The following is a 25,619-nucleotide window of genomic DNA, read 5'->3' as shown; positions in this document are numbered from 1 at the left end:
TAGGTTAGGCTAAGACATTTGCGCGTACCGGAGCCGCGGTGACCCCGAGGCCTCGTGCGGGACGGCTCAACGTCGAGAGGCCCACGCGGTGCGCTGGGTAGGTGTTCATCGCCAGAGGAGATCGCCGGTTGTCGGGACTTTTTGATCCGAGTCAGGAAAAGAGCAGCTGTGGCGTCGGTTTCCTGACGCGCAAGGATGGCCGCCAGACCCACGAGGTCATCCGCAAGCTGCACGAGGCGCTGTGCGCGGTTCCGCACCGCGGCGGGATGTCCTCCGAGGGGGTGGGTGACGGCGCGGGTGTCAACCTGGACCTGTCGGTGCGCTTCTTCCGTGCGGTCACCGAGCGGCCGGACCTGGAGCTGGGCCAGTTCGGCGTCGGGAACTTCTTCCTGCCCAATGACACCGCGTTCCACGCCGACGCCGAAGCGGTGATCGAGCGCACGCTGCGCGAGCAGGGTTTCGAGATCATCCTCAAACGTGATGTGCCGGTGGACAACACGGCCATCCGGCCGGCCGCGGTCAGATATCAGCTGCCGATCCGGCAATGGGTGTTCACCGCCGACACGCGTGCGCGCTTCGACCGCCGTATCCACGACGCCCTGATGGCCATCGAGGCCGTCGCCTACACCGAGCCGGCACTGCTGGGCCTGTACCCGCTCTCGATCAGTGCGCGCACCCAGGTGCTCAAGGGCCGGCTCAACTCGAATGAGGTCGTCCCGTACTTCAGCGATCTGTCCGATCCCCGGATGGAAGTGCACTCGATGTTCTTCCACACCCGGTTCTCCACCAACACCGTGCCCAATGCCACCATGGCCCAACCGTTCCGGTTGATGGCCCACAACGGCGAGCTGAACACCGACAAGAAGAACCGGCTGTCCGACAACGCGGTTGCCCGCGCGCGCAACCGCGCCATCGTGCGTCCGGTCGGGCAGTCCGACAGTTGCCGGTTGGACCAGACACTGCAGAACCGGGTGATCGAGGACGACCTCGACCTGATCACCGCGGTGGTCGCGATGATGCCGCCGGCGTGGGAGAACGATGACACGCTGTCCCCGCAGGTGCGCGCCATGCTGGAGTTCTTCAGCCTCTACGAGGAGAAGAACGACGGCCCGGCGGCGCTGATCTTCGGTGACGGCACCTATATCGGCGCCCGGCTGGACCGGTTGGGACTGCGCCCGCTGCGCACCGTGGAGACCACCGAGTACCTCGGGGTGATGTCCGAGGCCGGTCAGGTGTACTTCCCGCCCGCGGACGTGGTCAAGCGGGGGCGCATCGAGGCCGGCGGCATGCTCTACTACGACCACCGCGAGCAGCGCTCCTACGGCACCGTCGAAGCCCTGGAAAAGCTGGCGGCCAAACATGATTACCAGCAGATGCTGGAGCAGGCCCGGGTGAACCTGGCCGACCTGCCCACCGTCCCGCCCGAGGGCCAGCTCTCACCGGCGCGCTACAACGGCGACCTGAACCGGCACCAGCGGTATGTCGCCTACTCGCTGAACCAGGAGAGCTTCAAGTTCCTGATGGACCCGATGCTCGCCACCGGCCAGGAGAAGATCTCCGCGATGGGCTACGGCGCGGCCATCAATGCGTTGTCCAACCACGAGGGCGGGATCGCGCGGTACTTCACCCAGCGGTTCGCGCAGGTGACCAACCCGCCGTTGGACAGCATCCGGGAGGCCGACGGCATGACGCTGCGGGTGGCGCTGGGCGCCAAGCCGGGCAGCGGCGGGAAGCCGGCACCCCAGATCGTGGTGCAGACCCCGATCCTCACGCACCTGGAGATGCTGAAGATCCGGGACCAGAAGCACACCCCGGTCGAGCGATTCGGGATGTTCTACCCGATCGATCTGCAGGACGCCCGCGCCAATGAGCAGGCGCTGGTCCGCGGTATCGACAAGCTGTGCGACGAGGTCGAGGAGTTCGCCAGGGAGACCGGCGGTATCGCCGTGATCTCCGACCGGCATGTCGAAAGTGCCATGGCGGCGATCCCGCTCATCATCGCGGTGTCGGCGATCAACCAGCGCCTCATCGAGGAGGGGCTGCGGTTGCGGGTCTCGGTGATCGCCGAGAGCGGCCAGATCTGTTCGTCGCACCACGTTGCGACCGCGCTGGGATTCGGGGCCTCGGCGGTGTACCCGCTGGGCGTCCAGATGCGCGCGGAGGAGAAGTTCGCGGGTTCCGGTTCCGGTGATGCCGACGGTACCGTCGCCGCGGCCTTCAAGCGGTTCGCCAAGGCGGCGGAGAAATCGCTGATGAAGACCATGGGCCGGGTCGGCCTGTGCACCGTGGAGAGCTACATCGGCGGCGAGTTCTTCGAGCCCAGCTACCTGGACACCGCGGAACCGGTGCTGCGCCGCTACTTCCCGAACGTGGTCTCGCCGGTGGGCGGCGTCGGATTCGGCACGCTGGCCGAGACCGCTGCGGAATGGCACGCCCGCGCGCTCGCGGTCGCCGACGAGAAGGACGTCCCGCTGCTCGGGTTGTTCAAGGAGCGCGCCGAGGGCGCCGGACACTCCTACGGGACCACCGCGGTGCGCGGATTCGTCGACATGACCGAGGAGGAGATCTCCTTCGGCGACGAGGCTCGGCCGGAGAACCCGGACATGGCCGATCCGCTGTTCCTGCGCCGGTTGCCGCTGCATCAGCTCGAAGGGGCGTTCGGCCTCGACGACGAGGCGTACAGCAACAACAGCTTCGAGGAGATGACGCCGCGCGCGATCAACAACTTCGACATCACCCCGGGCTATCGCAACTTCGTGATGGCCATGAACACCGAACGCGCCCGGCGCCCCGCGGCCCTGCGCGACGTGCTGGCCTTCCCCGCCGATGTGAACTTCCTGCACACCGCCGACGAATTCCGTTCCGAGATGGGCCAGTTCGCGCTCTGGGGCAACAACGGCTACCTGGTGCGCGGGCTGACGATCTCGCAGACCGGCGATGAGTTCACCCTCAAACTGGCCCATTCGGCCGGCCGGCTCACCGAGCTGGCCGAATCGCTGCGGCAGCGCTTCGGCACGCAGATCTGCGATGACGACATCGTCGGTGACCGATTGTGGCTGCGGGCCTCCGGTGACGCGCTGCATTACCTGTCTTTGGTGCGCACCGCGCCGGACTCCATCCCGCTGTCCGCGGTGCAACCCGCCGACGAGATCGCGGCGACGCTGGCCTCCGGGGCGATGAGCCACGGTGCGCTGGTGGCCTCGGCGCACGAGGCCGTCGCGCACGGCACCAACATGGTCGGTGGACTGTCGAATTGCGGTGAGGGCGGGGAACACATCACCCGCTACGGCACCATCCGTGGATCCCGGATCAAGCAGTTCGCCTCCGGCCGGTTCGGGGTGTGGGCCGGCTACCTGGCCGACCCCATGCTGCGCGAACTGGAGATCAAGATCGGCCAGGGAGCAAAACCCGGTGAGGGCGGCCAGCTTCCGGCGCCCAAGGTGACGGTGCAGATCGCCGCCGCCCGGGGCGGGACGCCCGGCGTCGAGCTGGTGTCCCCGCCGCCGCACCACGACACGTACTCGATCGAGGATCTCGCCCAGCTGATCCACGACTGCAAGGCCGCCCGCGTCCGGGTGGTCGTGAAGCTGGTCAGCTCCGAGGGCATCGGCATCATCGCCGCCGGCGTCGCCAAGGCCGGCGCCGATGTCATCAACGTCGCGGGCAACACCGGCGGGACCGGCGCCGCGGCGGTCACCAGTCTGAAGTACGCGGGTCGGTCCGCCGAGATCGGCGTCGCCGAGGTCCATCAGGCCCTGGTGGCCAACGGGATCCGGCAGAAGGTCGTGCTGCGGGCCTCCGGAGCCCACCAGACCGCCGGTGATGTGGTGAAATCCGCGTTGCTGGGCGCCGACAGCTACGAGTTCGGCACCACGGCGCTGATGATGCTCAAGTGCGTGATGGCCAAGAACTGCAACATCAAGTGCCCGGCCGGACTGACCACCAATCCCGAAGCGTTCGAAGGCGATCCGCGCGCACTCGCGCAGTACCTGCTCAACATCTCCCATGAGGTGCGCGAGATCCTGGCCGTGCTCGGCCTGTCATCGCTGCGCCAGGCCCGCGGCCGCAGTGATCTGCTGCATCTGCTGGACCACCCGTCCAGCATCGGCCGGCTCGATCTGAAGGCGATGCTGTCGGTCGCCGAGGGTTTCGTGCCCGACGACCCGATCTACATGGAGAAGGACTACGCGGTCGACGACAGTTTCCTGGCCCAGCTCGACCTGGCCGGGGTGTCGATGGTGCCGGTGACACTGACCAACGGCAACAAGAGTGTGGGCGGTCAGCTTGCCATCGACATCGAACGGATGCTGAACCATCAGGGCGCCGACGGACCCGCCGTGGCCGTCGACGAGCGCGGGCGCCGATTCCTCACGCCCGACAGCGTGCTGATCACCACCGACGGCTCGGCCGGACAGAGCTACGGCGCCTTCTGCAACGACGGTATGACGATGACCCACACCGGGACCTGTAACGACGGTGTCGGAAAGAGCCAGTGCGGCGGCACCATCGCGGTCCGGTCCCCGGGTGGCGGATCCGAGCTGGCCGGCGGCAACGTGTTGATCGGCAATTTCGCGTTGTTCGGCGCCTCGGGTGGTCGGCTGTTCGTCGCCGGTGAAGCCGGTGACCGCTTCGCGGTGCGCAACTCCGGTGCCACCGCCGTGGTCGAGGGGGTCGGCGAATTCCTCTGCGAATACATGACCAACGGCGCGGTGTTCAACATCGGCGGATTCGGCAAGGGTGTCGCCAACGGGATGAGCGGAGGCTTTCTCTACCAGTACGACCCCGACGGCGCGCTGGCGTCCAAGGTCAGCGCGGATTCGGTGCTGATCGCCCCGCTGACGGAGGCGCCGTTCCACGAGGAGGCCGCCAAGACGCTGCTGGGCTGGCATGTCGAGGCGACCGGGTCGGCGAAGGCCGCTGCGCTGCTTGCCGATTGGCAGACCACCCGGCAACACGTGCACTATGCGATGCCCCGGGCGCTGCTGCAGTATCAGGACGCCGATGCGATCCTGGCCGCCAAGACCCGCAAGGAACTGCTCGACGAACTCGCCTCGGCGCTGGCGGGCCATCAGGTGGCCAAGTTCAAGCGGTCCTACCGCGACGGCGACTCGGTGCTCGGGGGTGCGGTGCCGGGCTACGGTGATACCGACACCGAGGAGATGTACGCGTTGTTGAACACCTATACGGTGCTCAACCTGGCCCAGCAGCTGGCGCTCACCCGGCTGCCCGGGGTGACCGATGTGGCCGACCCCGCGGTCGGTAAGACGGTTCGCAACCTGGTGCTCACCGAGGACTTCTTCCTGATCCAGAAGCTGCAGCGGTACGCCCGCGAGGCCATCGACGGGTTCAGCGACGAGGACCTCGCGGTGCTGATCGCCAACAAGCGCATCACCGACTACAAGGATGCGCTCTCGCAGCGCAACGTGGCGTCGATGGACAGCCCCGGCACCTACGGCTGGATCCTGTTCCAGAGCGCCAAGAACGTCGAGCGGATCGGCCGGTTGCCCTCCTTCGAGGAGCTGTTCGCCGCCCAGTCCGTCCCCGATGTCGTGGCCTCGCTGACCACTTTGGAGAGTGCCTCGTGAAGATCGCCTACATTCCCCAGGACGCGCCGTTCAACGAGGACCAGCGTGCGTGGCTGTCCGGATTCCTGGCCGGCCTGCACTCGCGGCTGGCGATGAACGTCGCGCCGCCGCCCGCTGCGGTGGCCGATGCGCCGGCTTCGCGCCCGCCGCTGCGGATTCTCTACGGCACGCAGACCGGCAACGCCGAGGGTGTCGCCAACGACGCCGCGGCGGCCGCCAAGCTGCAGGGCTTCGACGTCAAGGTCAGCGGGCTCGACGAGATCGAACTCGACGAGTTCGCGGGACTGAAGTATGTGCTGATCGTGACGTCGACCTACGGCGAAGGGGAGATGCCCGACAACGCCGAACTGTTCTGGGAAGCGTTGTCGGCCACCACCGCTCCGCGCCTGGAGGGCGTGTCCTACGGTGTGCTCGCCCTCGGCGACACCAGCTACGACGAGTTCTGCCAGGCCGGCAAGTTGTTCGACATCCGGCTGGAGCAGCTGGGTGCCACCCGGGTGGTCACCCGCACCGACTGCGATGTCGAGTACGAGGCGCACGCTGCGGAGTGGATCCAGGGCGCGCTGACCGCACTGGTGCCGACATCGGGAGCCAGTGGCACCCCGAGCACGCCGCCGCCGAGCGCGGTCGCGCGGTCCGGGTGGACCCGCAAGAACCCGTTCGTCGCCGAACTTGCGGTCAACAGACTGCTGTCGGGACCCGGGTCGGACAAGGAGATCCGGCACTTCGAGTTCGACCTCGCCGACAGCGGTATCGAATACGAGGCCGGCGACGCGCTGGCCGTCATCCCGGAGAACGACCCGGCGCTGGTGGAGGCGATTGCCGAGCACTTCCGCGTCTCACCCGACACACTGGTCGGCGACCGGCCGCTGGGTGAACTGCTGGGCAGGCGCTACGAGATCAGTGCGCCGTCGAAAGACCTGCTGGGCGAGGTGGAGAAGCGCGCCGACAACGAAGAGCTCTCGCATGTGCTGCGCGGCGGGGTCAAGGAGACCCTGGAACGGTGGTTGTACGGCAAGGACATCCTGGACGTGCTGCGCATCGCAGGGGATGACCTGAGCCTGGAGGAATTCATCGATCTGCTCAAACCCCTTGCGCACCGGGCATATTCGATCTCGTCGAGCGCACTCGCGCATCCCGACCGGATCCACCTGACGGTGGCGAGCGTGCGCTATCGCAGCAACGGCCGCGCCCGCGGAGGTGTGTGCTCGACATTCCTCGCCGACCGCAGCGGCACCGCGAAGATCTTCCTGCAGCCCAACAAGTCCTTCCGGGTCCCGGCCGACGGTGACGTGCCGATGATCATGGTCGGCCCCGGGACCGGCGTGGCCCCGTTCCGGGCGTTCCTGCAGGAGCGTGAGCACAGCGGTGCGCAGGGCCGGAACTGGTTGTTCTTCGGCGACCAGCATCGCGAACACGATTTCGCCTACGCCGACGAACTGCAGGCCTGGCAGGCCGGCGGTCTGCTGACCCGGCTCGATCTGGCGTTCTCCCGCGATCAGGCGGAGAAGGTCTACGTGCAGAGCAAGATGCTCGCACACGGGGCCGAGGTGTTCGCCTGGCTCGAAGAGGGCGGACACTTCTACGTCTGCGGCGATGCGACGCGGATGGCCAAGGACGTCGACAAGGCCCTGCACCAACTCGTTTCCGCCCACGGCGGGATGAGCAGCGATGCGGCCACCGAATACGTGAATTCGCTCAAGCGCGAGAAGCGCTACGTCCGCGACGTGTACTGACCGGCGCCGAAGGCCGCCCTGCCGTCACGGCGGGGAGAGCTCACCTCCGGGGGGCGGCGCGAAGTCGGTGACGGTCTGCGTCTCGGTCTGGGTCTCGGTGACCGTGCTCGGCGGGACGGTCGTCGTCGTGGTTGTGGTCGTGGTCGTGGTGGTGCTGGCCGTGGTCGTCGTCGTGGCGGCCGGCTCGGTGGTCGTGGTGGTCGTCGTGGGCGGCACCGTCTCGGTGATGGTGCTCGGCGCGACCGGCGCCCCGGGCACCGCGGTGGTGGTGCTGGTGGTCGTGGTGGTCGTGGTGGCCGGCCCGGAATCGGAGTCGTCAGAGGACACCGCGCTGAAGATGCCGTACCCCGCCAGCGCCAGGATGATGGCGGTCAGCGCGCCCAGCCCGACCAGCGCCGCCGGCTTCTGATACCAGGGCTGCACCGGTTCGCCCGGGTACTGCGGGTCGTTCAGATCGCTGTAGTCGGCGTACAGGGTGGGGTCGTCATGTGGATAGTCGTTCGGATCGCCCGGGCGCTCGGTCATGACAGTCGATGGTAGGTCCTGTCGGCACCGCCGACGGGCGACACCGCGGAGCGTGTTTACGCATTGCCGGGCTTTCGGGAGCTTTCGCAGATCAGCCCGGGGCCGCAGCGACGGCCCGATTTGCTGACCAGCAACCGAACGAGCCGACCGCGACCCCGACTTCTGCGAGCCGTCTGGCGAATCCCGTTCGGTACTAAGCGCGCCGGTAGGCGACAAGATGAAGGGATCAGCGATGCAGCGGGTACGGGAGCGGTATCGTTCGTAGCTGGCAAAGCTCTCGGCCCGGACCCGAAAGCCCACAGGGCCCCAGCGGGCCACGTCAGGTGCGGAAGGGGAGGGGGTTGCGGTGACGCTGATGACCGGCGTGGCACTGGCCTTCGTCCTCATCGCGCTCGCCGTGATCGGTTTCCGGGTGGCCGTATTCGTCTACCGCAGACCGCAGCGCGGCCTGCTCATCCTGGCCGCGGCCACACCACTGAACGGACTGCTGGCCATCGCGCCGGTGCCGGGCTTCGTCGCCGGCTGGAAGGAAGGGCTGGTGCTGTTCACCGGCGCCTGCGCGGTGGTACGCCGGGCCCGATCGACCGGTAGCGTGCGGCCACCGCTGCACGCCCCCTACTGGCCGGCCGCGGTACTGCTGGTCGCGATCGGCTGTGTGTCGGCGTTCGGTACGTTCGGGATCCTGGGGGCGGTGTCGGTCAAGGTCACCTTCTTCTACATCGGGCTGGTGGTGATCCTGTGGTTCGCGCCCTTCGACGCCCGGGACCGCGACGTGCTGGTCACCATCCTGATGGTGATGGCGATGTTCACCTCGGTGGTCGGACTCATCCAATTGGCCGCCGGGCCCGGCATTCTCATCGAGCTCGGTTATTCCTACGGCAGGCAGGTCCGTACCGCGGGCGGTCTGTTGCGGGTCTTCAGCACCTTCAACCAACCGTTCCCGTTCGGGCTCTACGTGATGCTGGGCCTGCTGGTCGGCGGGGCCGTGGCGATGGCCGAGCCGCGTCGTCGCCGCAACGCGGTGTTCCTGATGTTCACCCCGGTGATGGTGCTCGCCATGCTGTCCTCGGTGGTGCGTGCCGCGATCCTGGGTCTGGCGGTCGGCCTGATCTGGTTGGCGCTGCGTCGCTTCCGCACCCTGGGCATCGGGTTGCTGGTGCTGGCGGGTCTCACCGCGGTGATCCTGCCGCTGCTGCCGGCCAAGATCACCGGCACCTTCTTCTCGTCCAGCAGCCTCGGCGAGCGCAGTGCCGGCTGGAACGACATCATCGCCAGCATCCAGGTGCACCCCTTCGGCACCGGTCTGGGGGCCAGCGGCGCATCGGCCGACCGGATGGCCATCGCCGGCGGCACGACGTTCTCCGGACTGTCGACGAATTATCAACCCGACAACTACTACATGAAGATGCTCATCGAGCTGGGGCCGATCGGACTGTGGCTGTTCCTGGCGATCGTCATCACCGCGCTCGTCTGGACCACGCGCTGCTCGGTGACGCTGCCGGGCCGCGACGGGGCGCTGGCACTGGGGGTCAGCGCGTCGATCGTCGCGGCGCTGTTCGCCAGTGTGGTGGCGACCTACTTCGAGATCTTCCCGATCGATGTCTACTTCTGGTTACTCCTAGGGGTGGTGGGATGCGCAGCAGCGCAACACGAATCACATTCGGGGCGCTTGCCCTTCGGCCGGGCGGCAGCGGAGTCCAGACCTATATCCGCGAGCTCCTGAGGGAGCTGCCGCAATTCCTCGACGGCACCGCGCTCAGGGCGCTGGTGCAGCGCGATGCCGTCGGTGACCTGCCCGAGCGGGTCGCGGCGATTCCGCGACCGGTGTGCGACGGGGTGCGCCGCACCGTGCTGGGCGCCGTGCCCGACACCTCGGCCCAGATCTTCCACGGACTCGATGTCGACCTGCCCTTCTACACCAGCGGGGCGACGGTATCGACGGTGCACGACACCTCGGTGTTCGACATGCCGGCGGCGTCGAGCTGGTACCGGGCCAGGGGCGAGCAGCTGCTGGTCCGGCATGCGCTGCGCAAAGCCGATGTGCTGCTGGCAGTTTCGGAGTTCACCGCCGAACGCATCGCGGCGATCAGCGGGCGCTCGGCGGTGATCACCGAATTGGCGCCGGCCTCCTGGGCACGCCCGCCGGATGCGGCCGCCGTCACCGCGGTACGCACGAAACACGATCTGCCGGAACGGTTCGTCCTGCAGGTTGGGACGGTGGAGCCGCGCAAGGACGTGGCACTGGTCGCGGCAGCCGCCGAAGCGATCGGCCTGCCTTGCGTGCTCGCCGGTGCCGGTTCCCGTGGTCCCGCGGCACCGGCGAGCGCCATCGGTCTCGGGTATGTCGACACCGCGGACCTGCCCGCGCTGTATGCCGCCGCCACCATCACCGCCTACGCCTCGAAGTACGAGGGGTACGGACTGCCGCCGGTGGAGGCGATGGCCTGTGGCGGGGCCGTCGTGGCCAGCGCGGTCGGCGCCCTGCCACAGGTGGTCGGCGACGGCGCCGTGCTGGTCCGGGCGCACCATCCCGACGCCTGGGCGGCGGCTATGCGCGATATCGCGTGCGATGGGGACCGGCGGGCCGAACTGACCGCCGGTGCGCTGCGGGTCGCCGCCGGACTGAGCTGGCGGCGCACCGCCGAACTCACCGCCGCCGCCTATCGCGATGCGGGGGTGCTGTGATGACCGACGATCCGGCCCCCGACGGCCTGGAGACGCCGCTGCCGGGCGGCACCGATTACCGCGAGGTCGCCGCGGACCCGAAGGCCGCCGCGCGGGCCACCGTGGCGGTCCTGGGTAGCCGTGTGATCGTCGCCGGGCTGGGCTGGGCCGGCAGTGTGCTCATCGCGCGCGCGCTGGATCCCGAACAGTGGGGCCAGTACAGCTTCGTCTTCGCCCTGCTCGGGGTCATGTCGATCGTCACCGACCTCGGCGTCGGCCGGGTGGTGCTGGCCCGGCTGATCAACGGCGATCCCGACGAGATCGCGCGCACCGCATCGTCGTTCCTGGCATTGCGCAGTGTGCTCGGGGTCCTCGGGTACGTGTGCGCCCTGGCGTATGTGGTGCTGGTCGGCTACCCGGGGGACGTGATCGCCGCGACCGCCATCGGTGGTCTGGTGGTGGTGCTCGCCACCCCCAGCCATGCGCTGACCGTGCTGTATCAGAGCAGGCACCGGCTGCTGCTGGTGGCGGTGTCGGAAAGCCTGGGGCAGGTCATCCAACTGATGGTGACGGTGCTGGCCGTGCTCTACGCCCCGGTCCTGCTGGTGTTCGTCATGGCGCCGGTGGTCAACGAGGCGTTCAAGCTCGCCGTCCGCGGATTCGGCATCCGCAAGGCCGACTTGGGCCTGCGGCCGTCGCGGCATATCGATGTGCACCGCTGGAAGCCCATGCTCGTCGAAGCGGTGCCGCTGGCCATCGGCTTCGCACTCACCATCGCCATGATGAAGATCGACATGGTGATGCTGAGCCTGCTCGACACGTTCGAAGCCGTCGGTATGTATTCGATTGGTTACAAGTTCTCCGACATGATCGACACCATCGCGTTGGCCGCTGTCGCGCCCGTCAGCACCCTGCTGGTCGCCGCCTGGCCGGGCAAGCTCGACGAGTTCCGGGCGCGGACACGTTCGGCGGCAGCCCTTTTCGCTCTGGCCGGCGGGGTGTGTGTGGTGGCGTTCTGGCCCAGCGCCGAGCCGCTGATCCGCCTGCTCTACGGCGAGCGCTTCGCGCCCAGCGCCGGGGCCGCCCGGCTACTGGTGGTGGGGGCGGCGCTGATGGCGCTGATCCTGCTGGGTATCTTCCTGCTGGCGTCGGCGGGTATGCAGCGCCGCTACCCGCTGGTCGCGGTGTTCGGGCTGGTGCTCAACGTGGTGCTCAACCTGGTCCTGATCCCGCGGCTGTCGTACGACGGGTCGGCCATCGCCACGGTCATCACCTGGGCGGTGACCGCGGTGTTGCTGTGGATCGTGATCGCCCGGGCCATGCCGGTGAAAGGGCTGCTGCCGCTGCGCAGTCTGAGTGTCCTCGGCGCACTCACCGCCACGCTGTCCGCGGGCGGAGGCTACGTCGTCGGGCAGGTTCCCGCGGCCTGGCCCGCCGTCTCGGTGGGCGCCGTGCTGCTGCTGGTCGGCATCGCCGCAGTGACCGGCCTGGCCGGGGTGCGGGTGCCCGGGTGGCCCGGACGGTCGGGCCGGTGAGCGCGGCGGTGCTGTTCATCACCTACACCGGGCAGCTGTCCGGGGCGGAGAAGTTGCTGCTGGAGGTCATCGGCGAGGCCCAGCGCGAGGGCCGTGAGGTGACGGTCGCATGCCCGGACGGCCCGGTGGCCCAAGCCCTTCCGCCGGGATGCCGGCACGTCCGGATCCCCGAACTCAGCCTGGGTGGGGCGCAGGGCACGGCGCGGGCGGTGGCCGCCGGCCGGCTGCTGCTGCGGTGGGCCCGTACCGCGGCGACGGTACGGCCGTTGGCGCGGCGCCCCGGGACCGACACCGTGGTCAACTCGGTGTTCGCCCTGCCGGTGGCGCGCCTGGCCGGGGTCCCGGGCGGGGTGTCCTGGTTGGTCCATGACGCGCTCACCAGCCGGGTCCAGCAGGCGGTGATCCGGTTCGGCCGACCTGCGGTGCGCACCGCGGTGGCCTGCACCCGGGCCGCCGCGGCGCCGGTGCAGGCCCTCGATGTGCCGGTGCGCGTGGTGAACTACGGTGTGCGCTGGCCGGTCCCACCACAGGCGGGCACGCTGCACGATCCGCCGGTGGTCGGGATGTTGTCGCTGCTGACGCCGTGGAAGGGACACCGGGTGGTGCTCGACGCACTCGCCGAACTGCCCGGTGTGACAGCCGAGTTCGCCGGCGGCCAGTTCCCCGGTGATCACGGGTTCGTCGAGGAACTGCGGGCCAGGGCGGCGGCTCCGGATCTGGCCGGGCGGGTGAGCTTTCCCGGGCACGTCGATCCGGAACAGGCGATGGCGCGCTGGGATGTGCTGGTATCGGCCAGTGTCGCCCCGGAGGCCGGACCGTTGGCGGTGCTCGAGGCGATGGCGCATGGACTGCCGGTGGTGGCCACCGAGCACGGCGGACCCGTGGAATTCCTGCGCGACGGGGTCGGGATGCTGGTCTTGCCCGGTGACAGCGCAGCACTCGCCGCGGCATTGCGCACGGTGTTGGCCGACGGAACGCTGCGCTCACGGATGGCCGAACGGGGACGCGAGCGCATCGCCACCGAACACGACAGTGCCGTGACACTGCCGGCGCTGCTGCGCGCGTTGACGAGCTGATCGATGCGCCGCCTGATGAAGGTCGTGGCCGCGTTGTTCTCGGCGTTGGTGCTGCTGCTGGTATTCGCCCACCCGGTCCTCGACATACCGCACCGGTTACAGTGCGATGCCTCGACGGCATCGGGGCGGGTCGGCGGGTCCGACGGCGCGGACATGCTGACGATGTCGGATGCCGAACTGGACCAGACGCTGGTTGCCGCCCGCGATGCCGGGATGTGGGCCATCCGCATCGACGTCGACTGGTCGCGGGTGGAACCGGTTGCGGGCAAGCGGGATTGGGCACAGGTCGACCGGGTCGTGCGTTCGGTGCACGCGCTGGGCATGTGTCCCTTCGGCATCGTGACCTACGCGCCGGCCTGGGCCGCCGACCCCGCACTGCGTGCCACCGGCACCTACTTCGCACCGGCCGACCCGGCCCAGTTCGCCGACTTCGCCCGCACCGCCGCACAGCGGTACCGGGGCAGCATCGCGGCGTGGGAGGTGTGGAACGAACCCAACACCGTAAAATTCTTCAAGCCCGCACCCGATCCCGCCGTGTACGGGCGCCTGCTGGCCGCCACCTACGGCGCGATCAAATCGGTATCCCGCGATATCGCGGTCGTCTCCGGTGGACTGGCCCCCGCCGAGGACGCCGACGGCGATATCGCACCCACCACGTTTTTGAAGGCGCTGTACGCCAAGGGGGACAACAGGTACTTCGACGCGTTCGGGATCCACCCCTACTCGTATCCGGCGCTGCCCGACGAACCGGGCACCGGCACCTGGAACACCGCGCAGCGATTGGGTGCCATGTACGAGATCATGCGGGTCGGTGGCGACGGCGGCAAGCAGATGTGGATCACCGAGTGCGGGGCGCCGACCGGCACCGCCGACACCGCGGTGTCCGAGAACGTGCAAGCCAGGACCATCGAGATCATGTTGACCAGGGCGCGCCAGACACCCTGGATCGGGCCGGCATTCGTCTACAGCATCCGCGACAGCGGCACCGACCCGGCGGATCCCGAACAGAATTTCGGCATCCTGCGGCACGATTTCGTACCCAAACAGGCGTATGCGGTGGTGGCCAGTTTCGGCCTGCGCGGCGATCGTTGACCGATTCGCGCAGATACCGCAATCACGGGGTTTGCGCAGCTAACATCTGGGGACAACCTATACGCGTGCCCGAGGAGCCTCGAACGTGACGACCGGCGATCCCACTCACCGGGGTCAGACCCCTGTTCCCGTCGACCTGGTCGGGCATTTCAAGGAACTGGGCCGAGCGTTGCTCCCTGCCCTGATTATCGCGTTACTCGTGGGTGGAGCGGTGTACGGCTTACGAAGCGCGTTTGCTGAAAAGCAGTACTCGGCGACGATCTACACCCAGATCGCACCATCACAGACGCCGGTCCCCGGTGATGCGTTCGTCGAGCAGCTGCGCGCGCCGTTCATGGGGCTGGCGCTGGACAACGACGTCCTCAACCAGGTGCTCGCCCAGGTGAACGTGGGGTGGGACGCCGACACGCTGCGCAGCCACGTCCAACTGTCGCCGGGGCCGTCCCCGCAGCTGCTGCTGTTCACGGTCACCGCCGACACACCGGCGCTGGCCAAGCAATTGGCCGAGTCGATGGTGGTCACCGTCGCGCAGGCCGCGCAAGCCAACCACGAGCGCGATGTCGGCAAGCAGCTCGAACAGGTGCGGGCCACCATCGCGGTGGAGGAGGCCAGCACCGCCGCCCTGGCCCCGGACGATCCGGCCCGGGCCTCATCGGACCGACGCCTCGCCGACCTGCGGGCGCAACTGCAGCAGCTGCAGGGCAGCGGCGGTGACCGCATCAGCGTGCTGGCCGTCCCGGTGCAGAACCTGCACTACGTCAGCCCACAACCGTCCTCGGAAGCCATGGTCGCCGGACTGGTCGCATTCATCGTGGCCGCCGAGCTGATCGTGCTGTTCCGCAGCCGCGTCGGCACGACGCCGAACCGGACGTGGGCCCGCCGGATGGCCAACAAGTACGGCGCCGAGTTCGATGCGGATTCCACCGCGCCGCTGCCCACCCTCGCGGCCGCACACATCGCCCAGCTGCAACGCTCCGGCAGCGAGGTGCTGGTACTGCTCGGACCGGAGGCAGTCTTCCCCGCGGCGGCCCGCACCGGCACCGGCCACCGGCGCACCCTGACTGAGCTCCCGTTGGACAGCCCCTGGTGGGAGCGCACCGACGCCGAAAGCCTCGGCGCGGCCGTGCTGGTGGTGTCGGCGGCCGCCCCCAGTCGGGCCGCTGCCGAGCAGGCGCTGCGCCAGCTGATGGCGCTCGACGTCCCGCGTTGGCTGGTGGTGCAACCCGCCCCGCGAAAGCGTAAGCCGGCGAAGAACCAAGGACCGTCGGTGGCCGACAGGCCCACGGAGACCGACGCGGTGACCGCACCGACATCGAGAGCAGGTGAGAACGATGGATCATGAGCGCGTTGGCATCGTGCACGAACGGCTCACCGAGATAGCCGGTTCCGAACACGTCATCGAGCAGTTGGCGCTGGAGTGGCCGGACTCGGAGGTCTTCACCACCATCGCCCGGCCGGAGGGCATTCCGGCGGGGTTGACGCGGCCACCGCACACCACACGCCTGGACAAGCTGTATCACGCCACCGGGCAGCGCACGTATGCGCCGCTGATGCCGTTGATGCCCAGCGCGTTCCGGCACCTCGACCTCAGCGGGTTCGACGTGGTGATCGCCAGCCACCACGCGTTCGCCACCCAGGCGGTGCTGGCCACCGACGCACCGGTGGTGGCCTATGTGCACAGCCCGGCCCGCTGGGCCTGGGACCCGACGTTGCGCGCCAGTGAGGGCGGCGGTCGGCTGGGGGCGGCGGTGCTCAGCGTGTTGTCCCGGGTCGCCCGGCGCGCGGAGGTCTTGGCTGCGCCGAAACTGTCCACCGTGGTGGCGAATTCGTCGGCGGTGGCGACCCGCATCAAGGACTGGTGGCGTCGGGACTCCGTCGTCGTGCCCCCGCCGGTGGACACCGAGGGTTTCACCATCGACCCGACCGTCGAGCGCGAGGATTTCTATCTGCTCGCCGGCCGGCTCGTACCGTACAAACGCCCGGACATCGCCGTGCTGGCGGCGGCCGCCGCCGATGTGCCGCTGGTGGTGGTGGGCGAGGGCCGGGCGTTCGAGCTGTGCCGTTCGGTGGCCGGGCCGCGCACCAAGTTCCTCGGCCGGGTGCCGCATGCCGAACTGCTGGATCTGCACCGCCGGGCCAGGGCGCTGTTGATGCCGGGGGTGGAGGACTTCGGGATCGTCCCGGTCGAGGCGATGGCGACCGGCACACCGGTCATCGCGCTGGGCGAGGGCGGCGCCGTCGACACGGTGATCCCCGGACTGTCGGGTGTGCACGTGGCCAACGGAACCGACCGGGAAGTGGTCGACGGGTTCGTCGCGGCCATCCGGTCATTCCGTCCGGACGACTTCGACCGCAACGAGATTCGGCGCTGGGCGGAGAACTTCTCCCGGGAGAACTTCCGCAGGCGCATGCACGACGTCGTGTCCGCGACGGTCTGAACACATGCCTGCGTACCGATCGACGGCGACCGACCGGGATCTGGCCCCGGCCCGGACGGTCGTCACGGTGGGCCCGGTGGACGGACTGACCGTGGCGGGCGTGCAGGCCGTCCTCGACCGGGCGGTGGCGGTGCGGCCAGATCCGCGACTGGCGCTGCGACCCGACGCCGGCGCGCGGCGCTGGGACTACGACGCCGACACCGTCCGCGGCGCCGTCACCGACCGGCCCGATCTGGACACCACCGATCTCGGTCGGCTGGTATCGCAGATCCGGTCCCGGCCCGGGGCACGCCGTCCCATCGAGGTCTTCGTCTGCGGGCAGTTCCTGGTGCTGGACTATTCGCACGGCATCGGTGATGGTCAGTTCGGCACGATCGGGCTGGCCGAACTGGCGCGTGGCGCGCAGGCCGATGTCCGCCTGCTCGCCGATGGCCTGCCGCGCGGCGCGGTGTGGACGGCGCTGCGCAGACACTTCGGTGCGCATCCCGGCGCGGTCCGCCGCTTCCTGGAACTGCGGGCGCACCACCGGGGTGCCGATACCGCGGCGGCCGAGCGCCGCATCACCGACTGGGAACCCACCAAACGCAGCATCACCCGCTATCTGGATCCCGAGAAGACCGGTCGGCTGCGGACCTGGGTCAAGCAGCACTGCCCGGGTGCGACGACGGCGTCGGTCTCGGTGGACATGTGGCTGAGTGCGCTGCAGGCCGAGGGCGTCGCGTTCGACGAGCGGGTGATGATCCTGATGAACTGCCGGCGTTATCTGGCCGCCGGATACGCCACCGCACAGGGTAATTTCGCGGTCGGCATCCCGCTGCGTATCCCGCGGCAGCGCGACCCCGCGATGATCGCCGCGAGCGTGCGCGCGGTGTTGGATTCCGGCTGGCCGCTGGCGATCCTGGGCATGGCCGAAATCAGCGCGATCCGCGGCAATGCCGATCCGCCGTCGGCCGCCGCCTCGGTCGAGGTGCCGAACAGGCTGCGCCTGGCGGTCAGCGATCTGGGTACGCTCCGGGTCTTCGACGGGGTACCGTTCGCCACCAACCGGCCGGCCCAGCTGTCGGCGTTCCTGGAACCTGACGGACCCGATGCGGCAACACTTCTGGTGTCCGAATTGAATGGCGGCCGAACCTTCACGGCATCGTTCTGCACGGCGATGATCGACGCCGAGGTGATCGAGCGTGCGGTGGATCGGATGTGCGATGACCCGATCGCGCTGGTCTCCGGTGGCCAGGTTGCGCAGTGACCGGACGCCGCGCGAGCGTGCTGGTCGCGATCCTGATCCTGCTGCTGAGCGGCTGCACACCACAGGACGCAACCACCGGCCCGAATCTGCGCAAGGCCCACCCGGGCCAGCTGCTGGCGACACCGACCGATTTTCAGGGGTATTCGGCGCTGAGCGAGCTTTCGGCGCGTTCGGTGGCGGTGCGCTACCGGTCCACCTCGGGTGTCGATGACACACCGACGACGGTGTCCGGGGTGGTCTTCGTGCCCAAGGGGCAACCACCGCCCGACGGTTGGCCCATCGCCGCGGTGGGTCACCCGCATGCCGGGATCGAGACCCAGTGCGCGCCATCGTCCTCGCCGGGATTGATGGGCAACATGCCGTTGATCGCGCAGTTGCTGGCCATGAAGTTCGTGGTGACGATGTCGGACTACCAGGGCCTGGGTTCGCCGGGGCCACACCCGTATCTGGATCCGGCCACGGCCGCCTACAACGTCATCGACTCGGTGCGGGCAGCCCGGCAGGTGTCGGAGTTCACCTCGGATGCCTGGGTGGGATTCGGCCTGTCCCAAGGCGGGCACGCGATGTGGGCGGCCAACGAGCGCGCGGCCGACTATGGGCGCGATCTGAGCCTGGCGGGCACCATCAGCATGGCGGCGCCGACGGATCTGCGGCCGTTCGCCGATGCCATGCAGGCCGGCACGCTGACCGTCCAGCAGCGAACGTTCGTGCCGCTCATCCTGGCGGGCTTGAAGTACCGGCACCCCGAGCTGAACTACGACGACTATCTGCACGGTGTCATGCGCAAGCGGATGGACGTCTTCCTGGAGTGCGCCGGTGACCAGGAAGGTCTGAAGGCGACGCTGGCGGAGTCGGCCTCGCGGGGGGACACCCGTCCGGTCGACAAGGCCGCCACCGATCGGCTGCGGCAATGGTTGGGCGAGATCTCGGTACCGCAGCGTCCGGCGACGGCGCCCATGCTGGTGGTGTTCGGGTCCGAAGACCAGCTGGTGCTGCCGCAGTGGACGCGCGGCGCCGTCGGCCGGGCCTGCGCGCTGGGCGATGTCATCGATGTGATCGAAGCACCCGGGCAGGGGCACGGACTGGTCGATGTCGGTCTCGCCCCGATGGATTGGCTGCGGGGCCGGCTGGCCGGGGTCCCCGCGCCGAACAGCTGCGCGGCCCCCTGAACCCGTCGGACTATTCGGCGCGTTTGAGCACCGCCGGCACCGTCAGCGCCAGTGTCTTCAGATCCAGCCACAGCGACCAGTTCTCGATGTAGTAGTTGTCCCACTCGGCGCGGTCGGCGATCGAGGTCTGCCCGCGTAGACCGTGCACTTGCGCCCAGCCCGTCACACCGGCCTTCACCCGGTGCCGTTCGCCGTAGCGCCGGATCTGCAACTCGAACAGCTCGACGTACTCGGGTCGTTCGGGGCGGGGGCCCACCAGACTCATCTCGCCGCGCAGGACGTTGAGCAGCTGCGGCAGTTCGTCCAGCGATGTCGCGCGCATGATCTTGCCGATGGCGGTGCGCCTGTCAACCCCCTCGACACCGCCCGGCGCGCTGCCCGAGGCCAGCTCGAATGCCGCGTCGGTTTCGCGGGGCGGCCGCATGGACCGGAACTTCAGGCAATCGAAGGGTTTACCGTCCCGGCCGACGCGGGGCTGCTTGAAGAAGACCGGTCCCGGCGAGGTCACCTTCACCAGCAGCGCCAGCGTGAGGAAGAGCGGTGAGATGAGCAACAGGCCCACGCCGGTCAGGACGCGATCCATGGTGTGCTTGACGGCGAACTGCCAACCGCGCGGGTTGATCTGGGGGAGTACCAGCAGTGGCACACCGCCCAGGTGCTCGATGCGGGCCTGCGCCCCGATCGCGTCGTGCAGCTTGGGTACCACCCACACCCTGATGCCGCTCTGGTGTGCGGCCCGGCAGATGGGGATCAGTCGCTCCTCCGAGGCCGAGCAGTCCGCGATCACGATGTCTTCGATCCGCAACTTGGTTGCGGTGTCCACGAACTCGTCCTTCGAGCCGAGCGGTAACACATCGGGAATCCCGTCCTCGGCGGGGGTGACCGTGGTGCGTTCGGGGTCGTAGTCGAGGATGGCCACCGCGCGCAGCCCGTACTCCGGGAGCTCATTCATCCGGCTGACCAACGCGCGCGCCATGGCCCCGTCGCCGACGACCAGCGTCGGGGCGGCGTGTTCGAGGTGGCGGCGCAGATAGCGCTGCGCCGCGGCGCGGACCAGGCGCGCCAGCGGAATGAGGACGATGGCGCAGATCCAGATGCGCACCACGGCGTACCCGGGCCGGTTGGTGTCTCCGACGAGGACCAGAATGGTCAGCAACACCAGCGCGGCGAACGAGATCGCCGAGGACACCGGTCCGATCTCGTCGAGGAAGTTGCGCTGCAGGCTGCGCCGGTACATCGCCTTGGCGCCCAGGATCAACAGCACCAGCGGGACGAACAGCCACAGTTGCCATCGGGTCGGGGCCAGTCCGTCGATGGCGATGCCCCACCACATCGAGACACCGACCGCCGCCATCGCCGCGACGGTGTCGATGACGACGGTGAGCATTGTGTGCAGCGGATCTCTGCGGAGCTGCGCGACGAGGTGCCGGCCGGGAGGCTGCTGCTCGGCTTGCCGGCTCATGGCCTCGACGTGCCAGTGTGGCTCAGCCAGCGTCATGGTGGATGCGATACGAGTTGTGGCAGCGCATGCCATCAGCGTACAGCGAACTTCTCGTTCGTTTCTGGCTAATTTGCGAACTGTTTGCTGGACGGCTCTGAGCTAAGTCCGGCGCTGGTCACGGAAACGAAATGCTCTTTCGTTTTCCCTAGTCAGCAACGATGTTGAAGATCCGTTCGCGAACCAGCGCGGCCAGATCGCGAAGAACCTGCACGTGACCGGTCGTCCACTGTCGGGGTGCCGCGTCCCAGACGCACAGCGTGCCGATGCTGTTGCCGTCGGCACTCTTGAGGGGTATCCCCAGGTACGACAGCAGCGCCCGCTCCTGGACCACCGGGTGGTCCTTCAAGACGGGGTGCAGGCGAGCATCGTCGACGATCAACGGCTCACCCGAGGCGACCACGTACTGGCAGACCGACCGGTCCATCGGGGTCTCCCGGGTCTGCTCGAGCTCGCCGGTGACGCCGAATGTGCTGAACAGGAATTGGCGATCCGTATCGACCAGCGAGATGGCCGCGGTGGGTGCGGTCAGTGACTCGGCCGCCAGTCGGACGATGCGGTCGTAGCTTGCGTCGCGCGGCGCGTCCAGCAGACCGGTGGCGGCCAGATCGGCGAGCCGCGCCGGATCCAGGATCGGTGAGGCGAGCGACTGTTGGACGGCGGGGGGTGGGCTGTCGGCAAGGGTGGCCAGCAGTTCGCCGTTGGCCGCGGGATCGCCGATTTCGGCAAGGTGGTAGCGCAGCCGTGCCGCCACCGCCCGACTGACGAAGGCATCGGTGGACTCGCCGACGCGCGCGGCTTCGCGATCGAGCAAAGCCGACAATGCATCATCGAATCCCGGAACGGGTGTCGCCACGGATCAACCATAGCCTCATGGCCTGGGAATGGAGAAGATCTGCACACGGTGCATCAGCGCTTGCCCCAGTCCCACGGCGGCGCGCTGAGCATGGTCTGGCCCTCGATGTGGGTTTCGCCCCACTCCTTGACGAGTTCGATCATCAGGGCGTCGTCCGCGGTGAGCAGTTCCCGCATTGCCGCCGAATGCGTCACGACCACCACCTGCGTACCGGCGGCGGCGGCGCGGATCATGGTGGCCAGCGCGGGAATCAGGTCGGGATGCAGCGACGTTTCGGGCTCGTTGAGCACCATCAGCGATGGCGGGCGGGGGCTCAGCAGCGCGGCGGCCCAGAGTAGGAAGCGCAGCGTCCCGTCGGATAGTTCGGCTGCCCGCAGTGGGCGCAGCATGCCGCGTTGGTGCAGCTGCAGCTCGAACAGCCCGTTGTTGTCGACAACGGCGACGGTGGCCCCGTCGAACGCATCGGCCACGGCGCGGGCCAGATCGTCGTGGCCGACCTCGATGATGGTCTGCAGCGCCGCGGCCAGGTCGGCGCCGTCATCGGCGAGCACCGGGGTGCGGGTGCCGACCCGGGGTCGGCGGGCGGGTGCGTCGGCGTCGACGCGGAACCCGTCGTAGAATCGCCAGTCGCGCAGCCGATCTCGAACCGCAGCCAGCTCGGCAACGGCACCGGCGTGCTCGGCGAGCACGCTCTGGTAGGCGGGTAGCGCCATCGTCAGCCCGCTGAATCCGCGACCCGATTCGTCGGCGACGTCGGCGTGCGGACCGTTGCGGCGGACCAGCGTCGCCGACGGTCGCAATCGCGGGCCGGCAAACACCGCTTCGCGTTTGATCTCCGGGTCGCGGCCGAACATCGAACGCGGACCGGCGTACTGCGGCAGGCCCAGATCGACCAGGTAACCGAATTCGTCTGAGGCAAAGCCGAGTTCGAGCGACACCGGGCGGGTCCGCGTGGTGCCCTCGGTGGTGCCGGTCCGGCGCGCGCCGGAGGTCTGTTCCGGCCCGGCCCACAGCGCGGACTGCAGGCCGCCCTCGCGGGCCAGGGAACCGATGACCTCGCCACGGCCGCAGTCCGACAACAGCATCAGCGCCCGGTACAACGACGACTTGCCGCTGCCGTTGGCTCCGGTGATGACGGTCAGGGCGGCCAACGGGACTACGACATCGCGCAGTGACCGGTAGCCGCGGACGGCGATGGTGTTCAGCACGGCATCTCCAATTCGAGTCGGACGCCGAGCAGCCGGATCGGCCGGTCCAGATCGAACTCGTCGAGCAGGGTGAGTGCCAGCCCGTCGATCGCCGTGGCGTCGTTGCCGGGCACGGGCAGTTTGCGGATCTTGGTGCGGGTGTAGAACGTATTGGTGCGCACCGTCACCGCGACACGGGTCACGGTACGCCCGTCGGCGCTCACCTCGGCCAGTGTCCGGGACGCCAGATCGGTGACGGCGTGGCGCATCTCGGTGCGGTCGGTGAGGTCGCGGGCGAAGGTGACGACGTGGCTGCGGGAACGCGGGATCCATTCCTGGGAGCTGATCTCGCTGTCGCCGCCACCCTTGGCCAGCAGCAGGATCTGTAGTCCGGTGCTCGGGCCGAAGGCCGCCGTCAGTACCGCGGGGCCCGTGGCGGCGAGATCACCTACCGTCGAGATATCCATGGCGGCAAGCTTCTTGGCGGTCTTGGGGCCGACGCCCCACAGCGCGTCGACGGGGCGGTCGCCCATCTGGACCATCCAGTTCGCCGCGGTCAGCGCGTAGACGCCATCGGGTTTGGCGAAACCGGTGGCGACCTTGGCGCGCTGCTTGTTGTCGCTGATACCCACCGAGCAGACCAGTCCGGTCTCGGCGGCGATCACGCTGCGGATCCGTTCGGCGAGCTCGAACGGATCATCGACATCGGCCCCCAGATACGCCTCGTCCCAGCCCCACACCTCCAGCGGATGGCCGAGGTCACGCAGTAGCCCCATCACCTTCTCCGAGGCGGCGTCGTAGGCCTGCGGGTCCGACGGCAGGAAGGTCGCCTGCGGACACCGCCGGGCCGCGGCGCGCAACGGCATGCCGGCATGGACGCCGAACGCGCGTGCCTCATACGATGCGCACGTCACCACCTTGCGCGGTTCGTGCGGGTCGCCGCTACCGCCGACGATCACGGGCAGGCCGGCCAGTTCGGGATGGCGCCCGAGTTCGACCGAGGCCAGGAACTGGTCCAGGTCTACATGAAGGATCCAGGCGCTCACGTGCCGCAGAGTTTACGGGCGACGCTCTCCCATGCGATGCCGAGTTCGTCGAGTGTCCTGCCGCGGTCGATCAGTTCGTGTGCCACCCGGTCGGCGTCCAGCAGCTCGAACAACGCGTCGGCCTGTGCGTCGAGATCGCCTGTGGTGTGCGCCGATTCGAGGAGCATCCGGATGTGGGTGCGGTGCAGGGTTGCCGGCGAGTTGTAGCGGGTGTGCGGATCCCGGGCGGCATCGGAGAGCAGTGCGTGGTGGGTGTGCACGAACCGCAGCCGGCTGCGACCGTAGGCCAGCAACCGTTCCAGCGGCGCCGCGCCCGGGCCGAGCGGGGGAGGGCCGAACATGAAGGCCTGTTGTTCGGCGATCTCGTCCTCGTCGAGGAGCACGATCATCAGGCCTGCCCGGCTGCCGAAGCGGCGGAACAGGGTTCCCTTGCCGACGCCGGCCGCGGCGGCGACATCATCCATCGAGACCGCATCGGCGCCGCGTTCGGCGATGAGGCGGCGGGCGGCGTCGAGCAGCAGGGCACGGTTGCGCGCGGCGTCGCCGCGCTCGGCCGGTGCGGCGGACGAGGGCGGCAGCACGCTGAGAGGTTCGGGTGCGCCCATGCCTGCACTTTAACTCAGCCGGAATTATTCGGACCACGGTCCGGTTATGCTGTGCAAGGATCAGCTGACGACGAAAGGGAACATCGATCATGTCCGACAACGGGACCAACGTGCTGGTGCTCATCGGAAGCCTGCGGGCCGCCTCGGTCAACCGGCAGCTCGCCGAATTGGCGGTCGAGTCCGCTCCCGACGGCGTGACCCTGCAGGTGTTCGACCGTCTCGGTGAACTGCCGCACTACAACGAGGACATCGACAACGACGACGTCGCCGAACCGGTACGCGCGCTGCGCGAGGCGGCCGCCGCGGCCGGTGCCGCGCTGGTGGTCACCCCCGAATACAACGGCTCCATCCCGGGTGTGCTCAAGAATGCCATCGACTGGTTGTCCCGGCCGTGGGGTAACGGCGCGCTCAAGGACAAGCCGTTCGCGGTGATCGGCACCGCGCTGGGACAGTATGGCGGCGTGTGGGCGCACGACGAGACCCGCAAGTCGTTCGCCATCGCCGGCCCGCGGCTGGTCGAGGATCTGAAGCTGTCTATCCCGACCAAGGTGCTCGAGGACAAGCATCCCCGGGAGAACGACGAGGTCGCCGCGAGCGTGCGTGAGGTCGTCGGCAAGCTGGTCGCCGAGATCGGCTGATCGGATTTGACAGGACCGCCCGGGAGCGTTGCTCCCGGGCGGTCCTGTCGTTGGGGCAGTGGCGTGGCCGCGGCACGGTTGTCGGACCCCGCGGATATGGTGCGACACGCACCCGAATGTGATGTGCGACACGCCGAGGCTCGACACGGCCAGGGGCTTACGACCTGGGAATTTCACGAATGTTGTTCAGAACATCTTGTATCTCTTCGGTTTGTCGGACACTAGGTGTAGTGTTCGACGGACCGCGAGGCCCCAACGCCCAAGGGGTTCGGCGGAGCGAGATCCACCCGTGTCGCGGGGTCAGAATTCCGGGATCACGCTCCGCGCGAGACCGGAATTTCCGGGCCCCGCGGACCGCTGAACTGAAGTGAAATGTGTTACCCGAGCAGTTGCCCGTCCCGAGTCATGCACGAGCGTAGGAGCCGCTAGATGAACGTCACCGTGTACACCAAGCCCGCTTGCGTGCAGTGCAACGCCACCTACAAGGCCTTGGACAAGGCGGGCGTCGCGTACGAGGTCGTCGACATCACCGAGGATGCCGAGGCTCGCGACTACGTGATGGCGCTGGGGTATCTGCAGGCGCCCGTCGTCGTCGCCGGCAACGAACACTGGTCCGGCTTCCGTCCCGACCGCATCAAGGCCCTGGCCGGGGCATCCGCCGTCACCGCCTAGACCATCCGACAGCGAGACCATCCGACAGCGAGACCACCCGACAGCCGACCG

19 protein-coding genes are annotated in these 25,619 nt (G+C 68.6%); 13 read left to right on the top strand and 6 right to left on the bottom strand.

The window, feature by feature from the left end:
* Positions 1 to 128: 128 nt before the first annotated feature.
* Positions 129 to 5,585 (top strand): glutamate synthase-related protein, encoded by a 5,457-nt coding sequence (locus tag BST17_RS07995; RefSeq protein WP_207573589.1) that lies wholly within the window; start codon positions 129 to 131, stop codon positions 5,583 to 5,585.
* Positions 5,582 to 7,321: a sulfite reductase subunit alpha gene (locus tag BST17_RS07990; protein ID WP_083056883.1), complete on the top strand. Its 1,740-nt coding sequence runs from the start codon at positions 5,582 to 5,584 to the stop codon at positions 7,319 to 7,321. Before BST17_RS07995 ends, BST17_RS07990 begins: the two co-directional genes overlap by 4 nt.
* A gap of 24 nt (positions 7,322 to 7,345) precedes the next feature.
* Here the strand turns inward: BST17_RS07990 and BST17_RS29230 are convergent, their stop codons facing one another.
* The gene (locus BST17_RS29230; protein ID WP_083056882.1) at positions 7,346 to 7,846 is read right to left on the bottom strand and encodes a hypothetical protein; all 501 of its coding nucleotides are present in this window, start codon (positions 7,844 to 7,846) and stop codon (positions 7,346 to 7,348) included.
* Between the two features lie 355 nt (positions 7,847 to 8,201).
* On the opposite strand from BST17_RS29230, the gene BST17_RS07980 reads away from it, so the two are divergent.
* The 9 genes from BST17_RS07980 (at position 8,202) to BST17_RS07940 (ending at position 19,066) form a co-directional block, all read left to right on the top strand.
* Positions 8,202 to 9,569, top strand: a complete 1,368-nt coding sequence (locus BST17_RS07980) for an O-antigen ligase family protein (RefSeq protein WP_234807589.1) — start codon at positions 8,202 to 8,204, stop codon at positions 9,567 to 9,569.
* Positions 9,479 to 10,531, top strand: a complete 1,053-nt coding sequence (locus BST17_RS07975; protein WP_083056880.1) for a glycosyltransferase family 4 protein — start codon at positions 9,479 to 9,481, stop codon at positions 10,529 to 10,531. The genes BST17_RS07980 and BST17_RS07975 overlap by 91 nt, the downstream gene beginning before the upstream one ends.
* The gene (locus BST17_RS07970) at positions 10,531 to 12,045 is read left to right on the top strand and encodes an oligosaccharide flippase family protein (RefSeq protein WP_083056878.1); all 1,515 of its coding nucleotides are present in this window, start codon (positions 10,531 to 10,533) and stop codon (positions 12,043 to 12,045) included. The genes BST17_RS07975 and BST17_RS07970 overlap by 1 nt, the downstream gene beginning before the upstream one ends.
* Positions 12,021 to 13,121 (top strand): glycosyltransferase family 4 protein, encoded by a 1,101-nt coding sequence (locus BST17_RS07965; RefSeq protein WP_234807583.1) that lies wholly within the window; start codon positions 12,021 to 12,023, stop codon positions 13,119 to 13,121. The genes BST17_RS07970 and BST17_RS07965 overlap by 25 nt, the downstream gene beginning before the upstream one ends.
* Positions 13,122 to 13,124: 3 nt before the next feature.
* Complete coding sequence (locus tag BST17_RS07960; protein WP_234807582.1) at positions 13,125 to 14,213, top strand: glycoside hydrolase 5 family protein; 1,089 nt, start codon at positions 13,125 to 13,127, stop codon at positions 14,211 to 14,213.
* 211 nt (positions 14,214 to 14,424) lie between these two features.
* A complete protein-coding gene (locus BST17_RS07955; protein WP_234807581.1) occupies positions 14,425 to 15,555 on the top strand; it encodes a hypothetical protein in 1,131 nt (376 codons plus the stop codon).
* Positions 15,545 to 16,651 carry a glycosyltransferase gene (locus tag BST17_RS07950; protein ID WP_083056874.1) on the top strand — a complete coding sequence of 369 codons (1,107 nt, stop codon included), beginning with the start codon at positions 15,545 to 15,547 and terminating at the stop codon, positions 16,649 to 16,651. Before BST17_RS07955 ends, BST17_RS07950 begins: the two co-directional genes overlap by 11 nt.
* 4 nt (positions 16,652 to 16,655) lie before the next feature.
* Positions 16,656 to 17,897, top strand: coding sequence for a hypothetical protein (locus tag BST17_RS29835; protein WP_083056872.1), 1,242 nt, complete (start codon positions 16,656 to 16,658; stop codon positions 17,895 to 17,897).
* Positions 17,894 to 19,066 carry a lipase family protein gene (locus BST17_RS07940; protein ID WP_083056870.1) on the top strand — a complete coding sequence of 391 codons (1,173 nt, stop codon included), beginning with the start codon at positions 17,894 to 17,896 and terminating at the stop codon, positions 19,064 to 19,066. Before BST17_RS29835 ends, BST17_RS07940 begins: the two co-directional genes overlap by 4 nt.
* Before the next feature lie 10 nt (positions 19,067 to 19,076).
* Here the strand turns inward: BST17_RS07940 and BST17_RS07935 are convergent, their stop codons facing one another.
* The 5 genes from BST17_RS07935 to BST17_RS07915 all read right to left on the bottom strand — a co-directional run bounded on the left by BST17_RS07935 (position 19,077) and on the right by BST17_RS07915 (position 24,258).
* Positions 19,077 to 20,564 (bottom strand): sugar transferase, encoded by a 1,488-nt coding sequence (locus BST17_RS07935; RefSeq protein WP_234807580.1) that lies wholly within the window; start codon positions 20,562 to 20,564, stop codon positions 19,077 to 19,079.
* Between the two features lie 148 nt (positions 20,565 to 20,712).
* Entirely contained in the window at positions 20,713 to 21,420 is a 708-nt protein-coding gene (locus tag BST17_RS07930) for a GAF domain-containing protein (RefSeq protein WP_083056868.1), read from the bottom strand.
* 53 nt (positions 21,421 to 21,473) lie between these two features.
* The gene (locus tag BST17_RS07925; protein WP_083056866.1) at positions 21,474 to 22,628 is read right to left on the bottom strand and encodes an AAA family ATPase; all 1,155 of its coding nucleotides are present in this window, start codon (positions 22,626 to 22,628) and stop codon (positions 21,474 to 21,476) included.
* On the bottom strand, positions 22,622 to 23,653 hold the full coding sequence (locus BST17_RS07920; RefSeq protein ID WP_083056865.1) for a DNA polymerase IV: 1,032 nt from the start codon (positions 23,651 to 23,653) through the stop codon (positions 22,622 to 22,624). Before BST17_RS07920 ends, BST17_RS07925 begins: the two co-directional genes overlap by 7 nt.
* Positions 23,650 to 24,258, bottom strand: a complete 609-nt coding sequence (locus BST17_RS07915; protein ID WP_083056863.1) for a TetR/AcrR family transcriptional regulator — start codon at positions 24,256 to 24,258, stop codon at positions 23,650 to 23,652. The genes BST17_RS07920 and BST17_RS07915 overlap by 4 nt, the downstream gene beginning before the upstream one ends.
* 89 nt (positions 24,259 to 24,347) lie before the next feature.
* Between BST17_RS07915 and BST17_RS07910 the strand changes: the two genes are divergently transcribed.
* Both BST17_RS07910 and BST17_RS07905 read left to right on the top strand, forming a co-directional pair.
* Entirely contained in the window at positions 24,348 to 24,896 is a 549-nt protein-coding gene (locus tag BST17_RS07910; protein WP_083056861.1) for an NADPH-dependent FMN reductase, read from the top strand.
* A 429-nt stretch (positions 24,897 to 25,325) separates the two neighbouring features.
* Positions 25,326 to 25,568 (top strand): redoxin NrdH, encoded by a 243-nt coding sequence (locus tag BST17_RS07905; protein ID WP_083056859.1) that lies wholly within the window; start codon positions 25,326 to 25,328, stop codon positions 25,566 to 25,568.
* Positions 25,569 to 25,619 lie beyond the last annotated feature (51 nt).

Source organism: Mycolicibacterium bacteremicum, assembly GCF_002086115.1.
Taxonomy (GTDB): domain Bacteria; phylum Actinomycetota; class Actinomycetes; order Mycobacteriales; family Mycobacteriaceae; genus Mycobacterium; species Mycobacterium bacteremicum.
This window is presented reverse-complemented; position numbering and strand designations above follow the sequence as displayed.

What these genes read in the sequence shown, in the direction of transcription:
- BST17_RS29835 (WP_083056872.1), top strand. Translation starts at nt 16,656, where the DNA reads ATGCCTGCGTACCGATCGACGGCGACCGACCGGGATCTGGCCCCGGCC.
- BST17_RS07970 (WP_083056878.1), top strand. Translation starts at nt 10,531, where the DNA reads ATGACCGACGATCCGGCCCCCGACGGCCTGGAGACGCCGCTGCCGGGC.
- BST17_RS29230 (WP_083056882.1), bottom strand. Translation starts at nt 7,846, where the DNA reads ATGACCGAGCGCCCGGGCGATCCGAACGACTATCCACATGACGACCCC.
- BST17_RS07935 (WP_234807580.1), bottom strand. Translation starts at nt 20,564, where the DNA reads ATGACGCTGGCTGAGCCACACTGGCACGTCGAGGCCATGAGCCGGCAA.
- BST17_RS07915 (WP_083056863.1), bottom strand. Translation starts at nt 24,258, where the DNA reads ATGGGCGCACCCGAACCTCTCAGCGTGCTGCCGCCCTCGTCCGCCGCA.
- BST17_RS07975 (WP_083056880.1), top strand. Translation starts at nt 9,479, where the DNA reads ATGCGCAGCAGCGCAACACGAATCACATTCGGGGCGCTTGCCCTTCGG.
- BST17_RS07980 (WP_234807589.1), top strand. Translation starts at nt 8,202, where the DNA reads ATGACCGGCGTGGCACTGGCCTTCGTCCTCATCGCGCTCGCCGTGATC.
- BST17_RS07905 (WP_083056859.1), top strand. Translation starts at nt 25,326, where the DNA reads ATGAACGTCACCGTGTACACCAAGCCCGCTTGCGTGCAGTGCAACGCC.
- BST17_RS07910 (WP_083056861.1), top strand. Translation starts at nt 24,348, where the DNA reads ATGTCCGACAACGGGACCAACGTGCTGGTGCTCATCGGAAGCCTGCGG.
- BST17_RS07960 (WP_234807582.1), top strand. Translation starts at nt 13,125, where the DNA reads ATGCGCCGCCTGATGAAGGTCGTGGCCGCGTTGTTCTCGGCGTTGGTG.
- BST17_RS07950 (WP_083056874.1), top strand. Translation starts at nt 15,545, where the DNA reads ATGGATCATGAGCGCGTTGGCATCGTGCACGAACGGCTCACCGAGATA.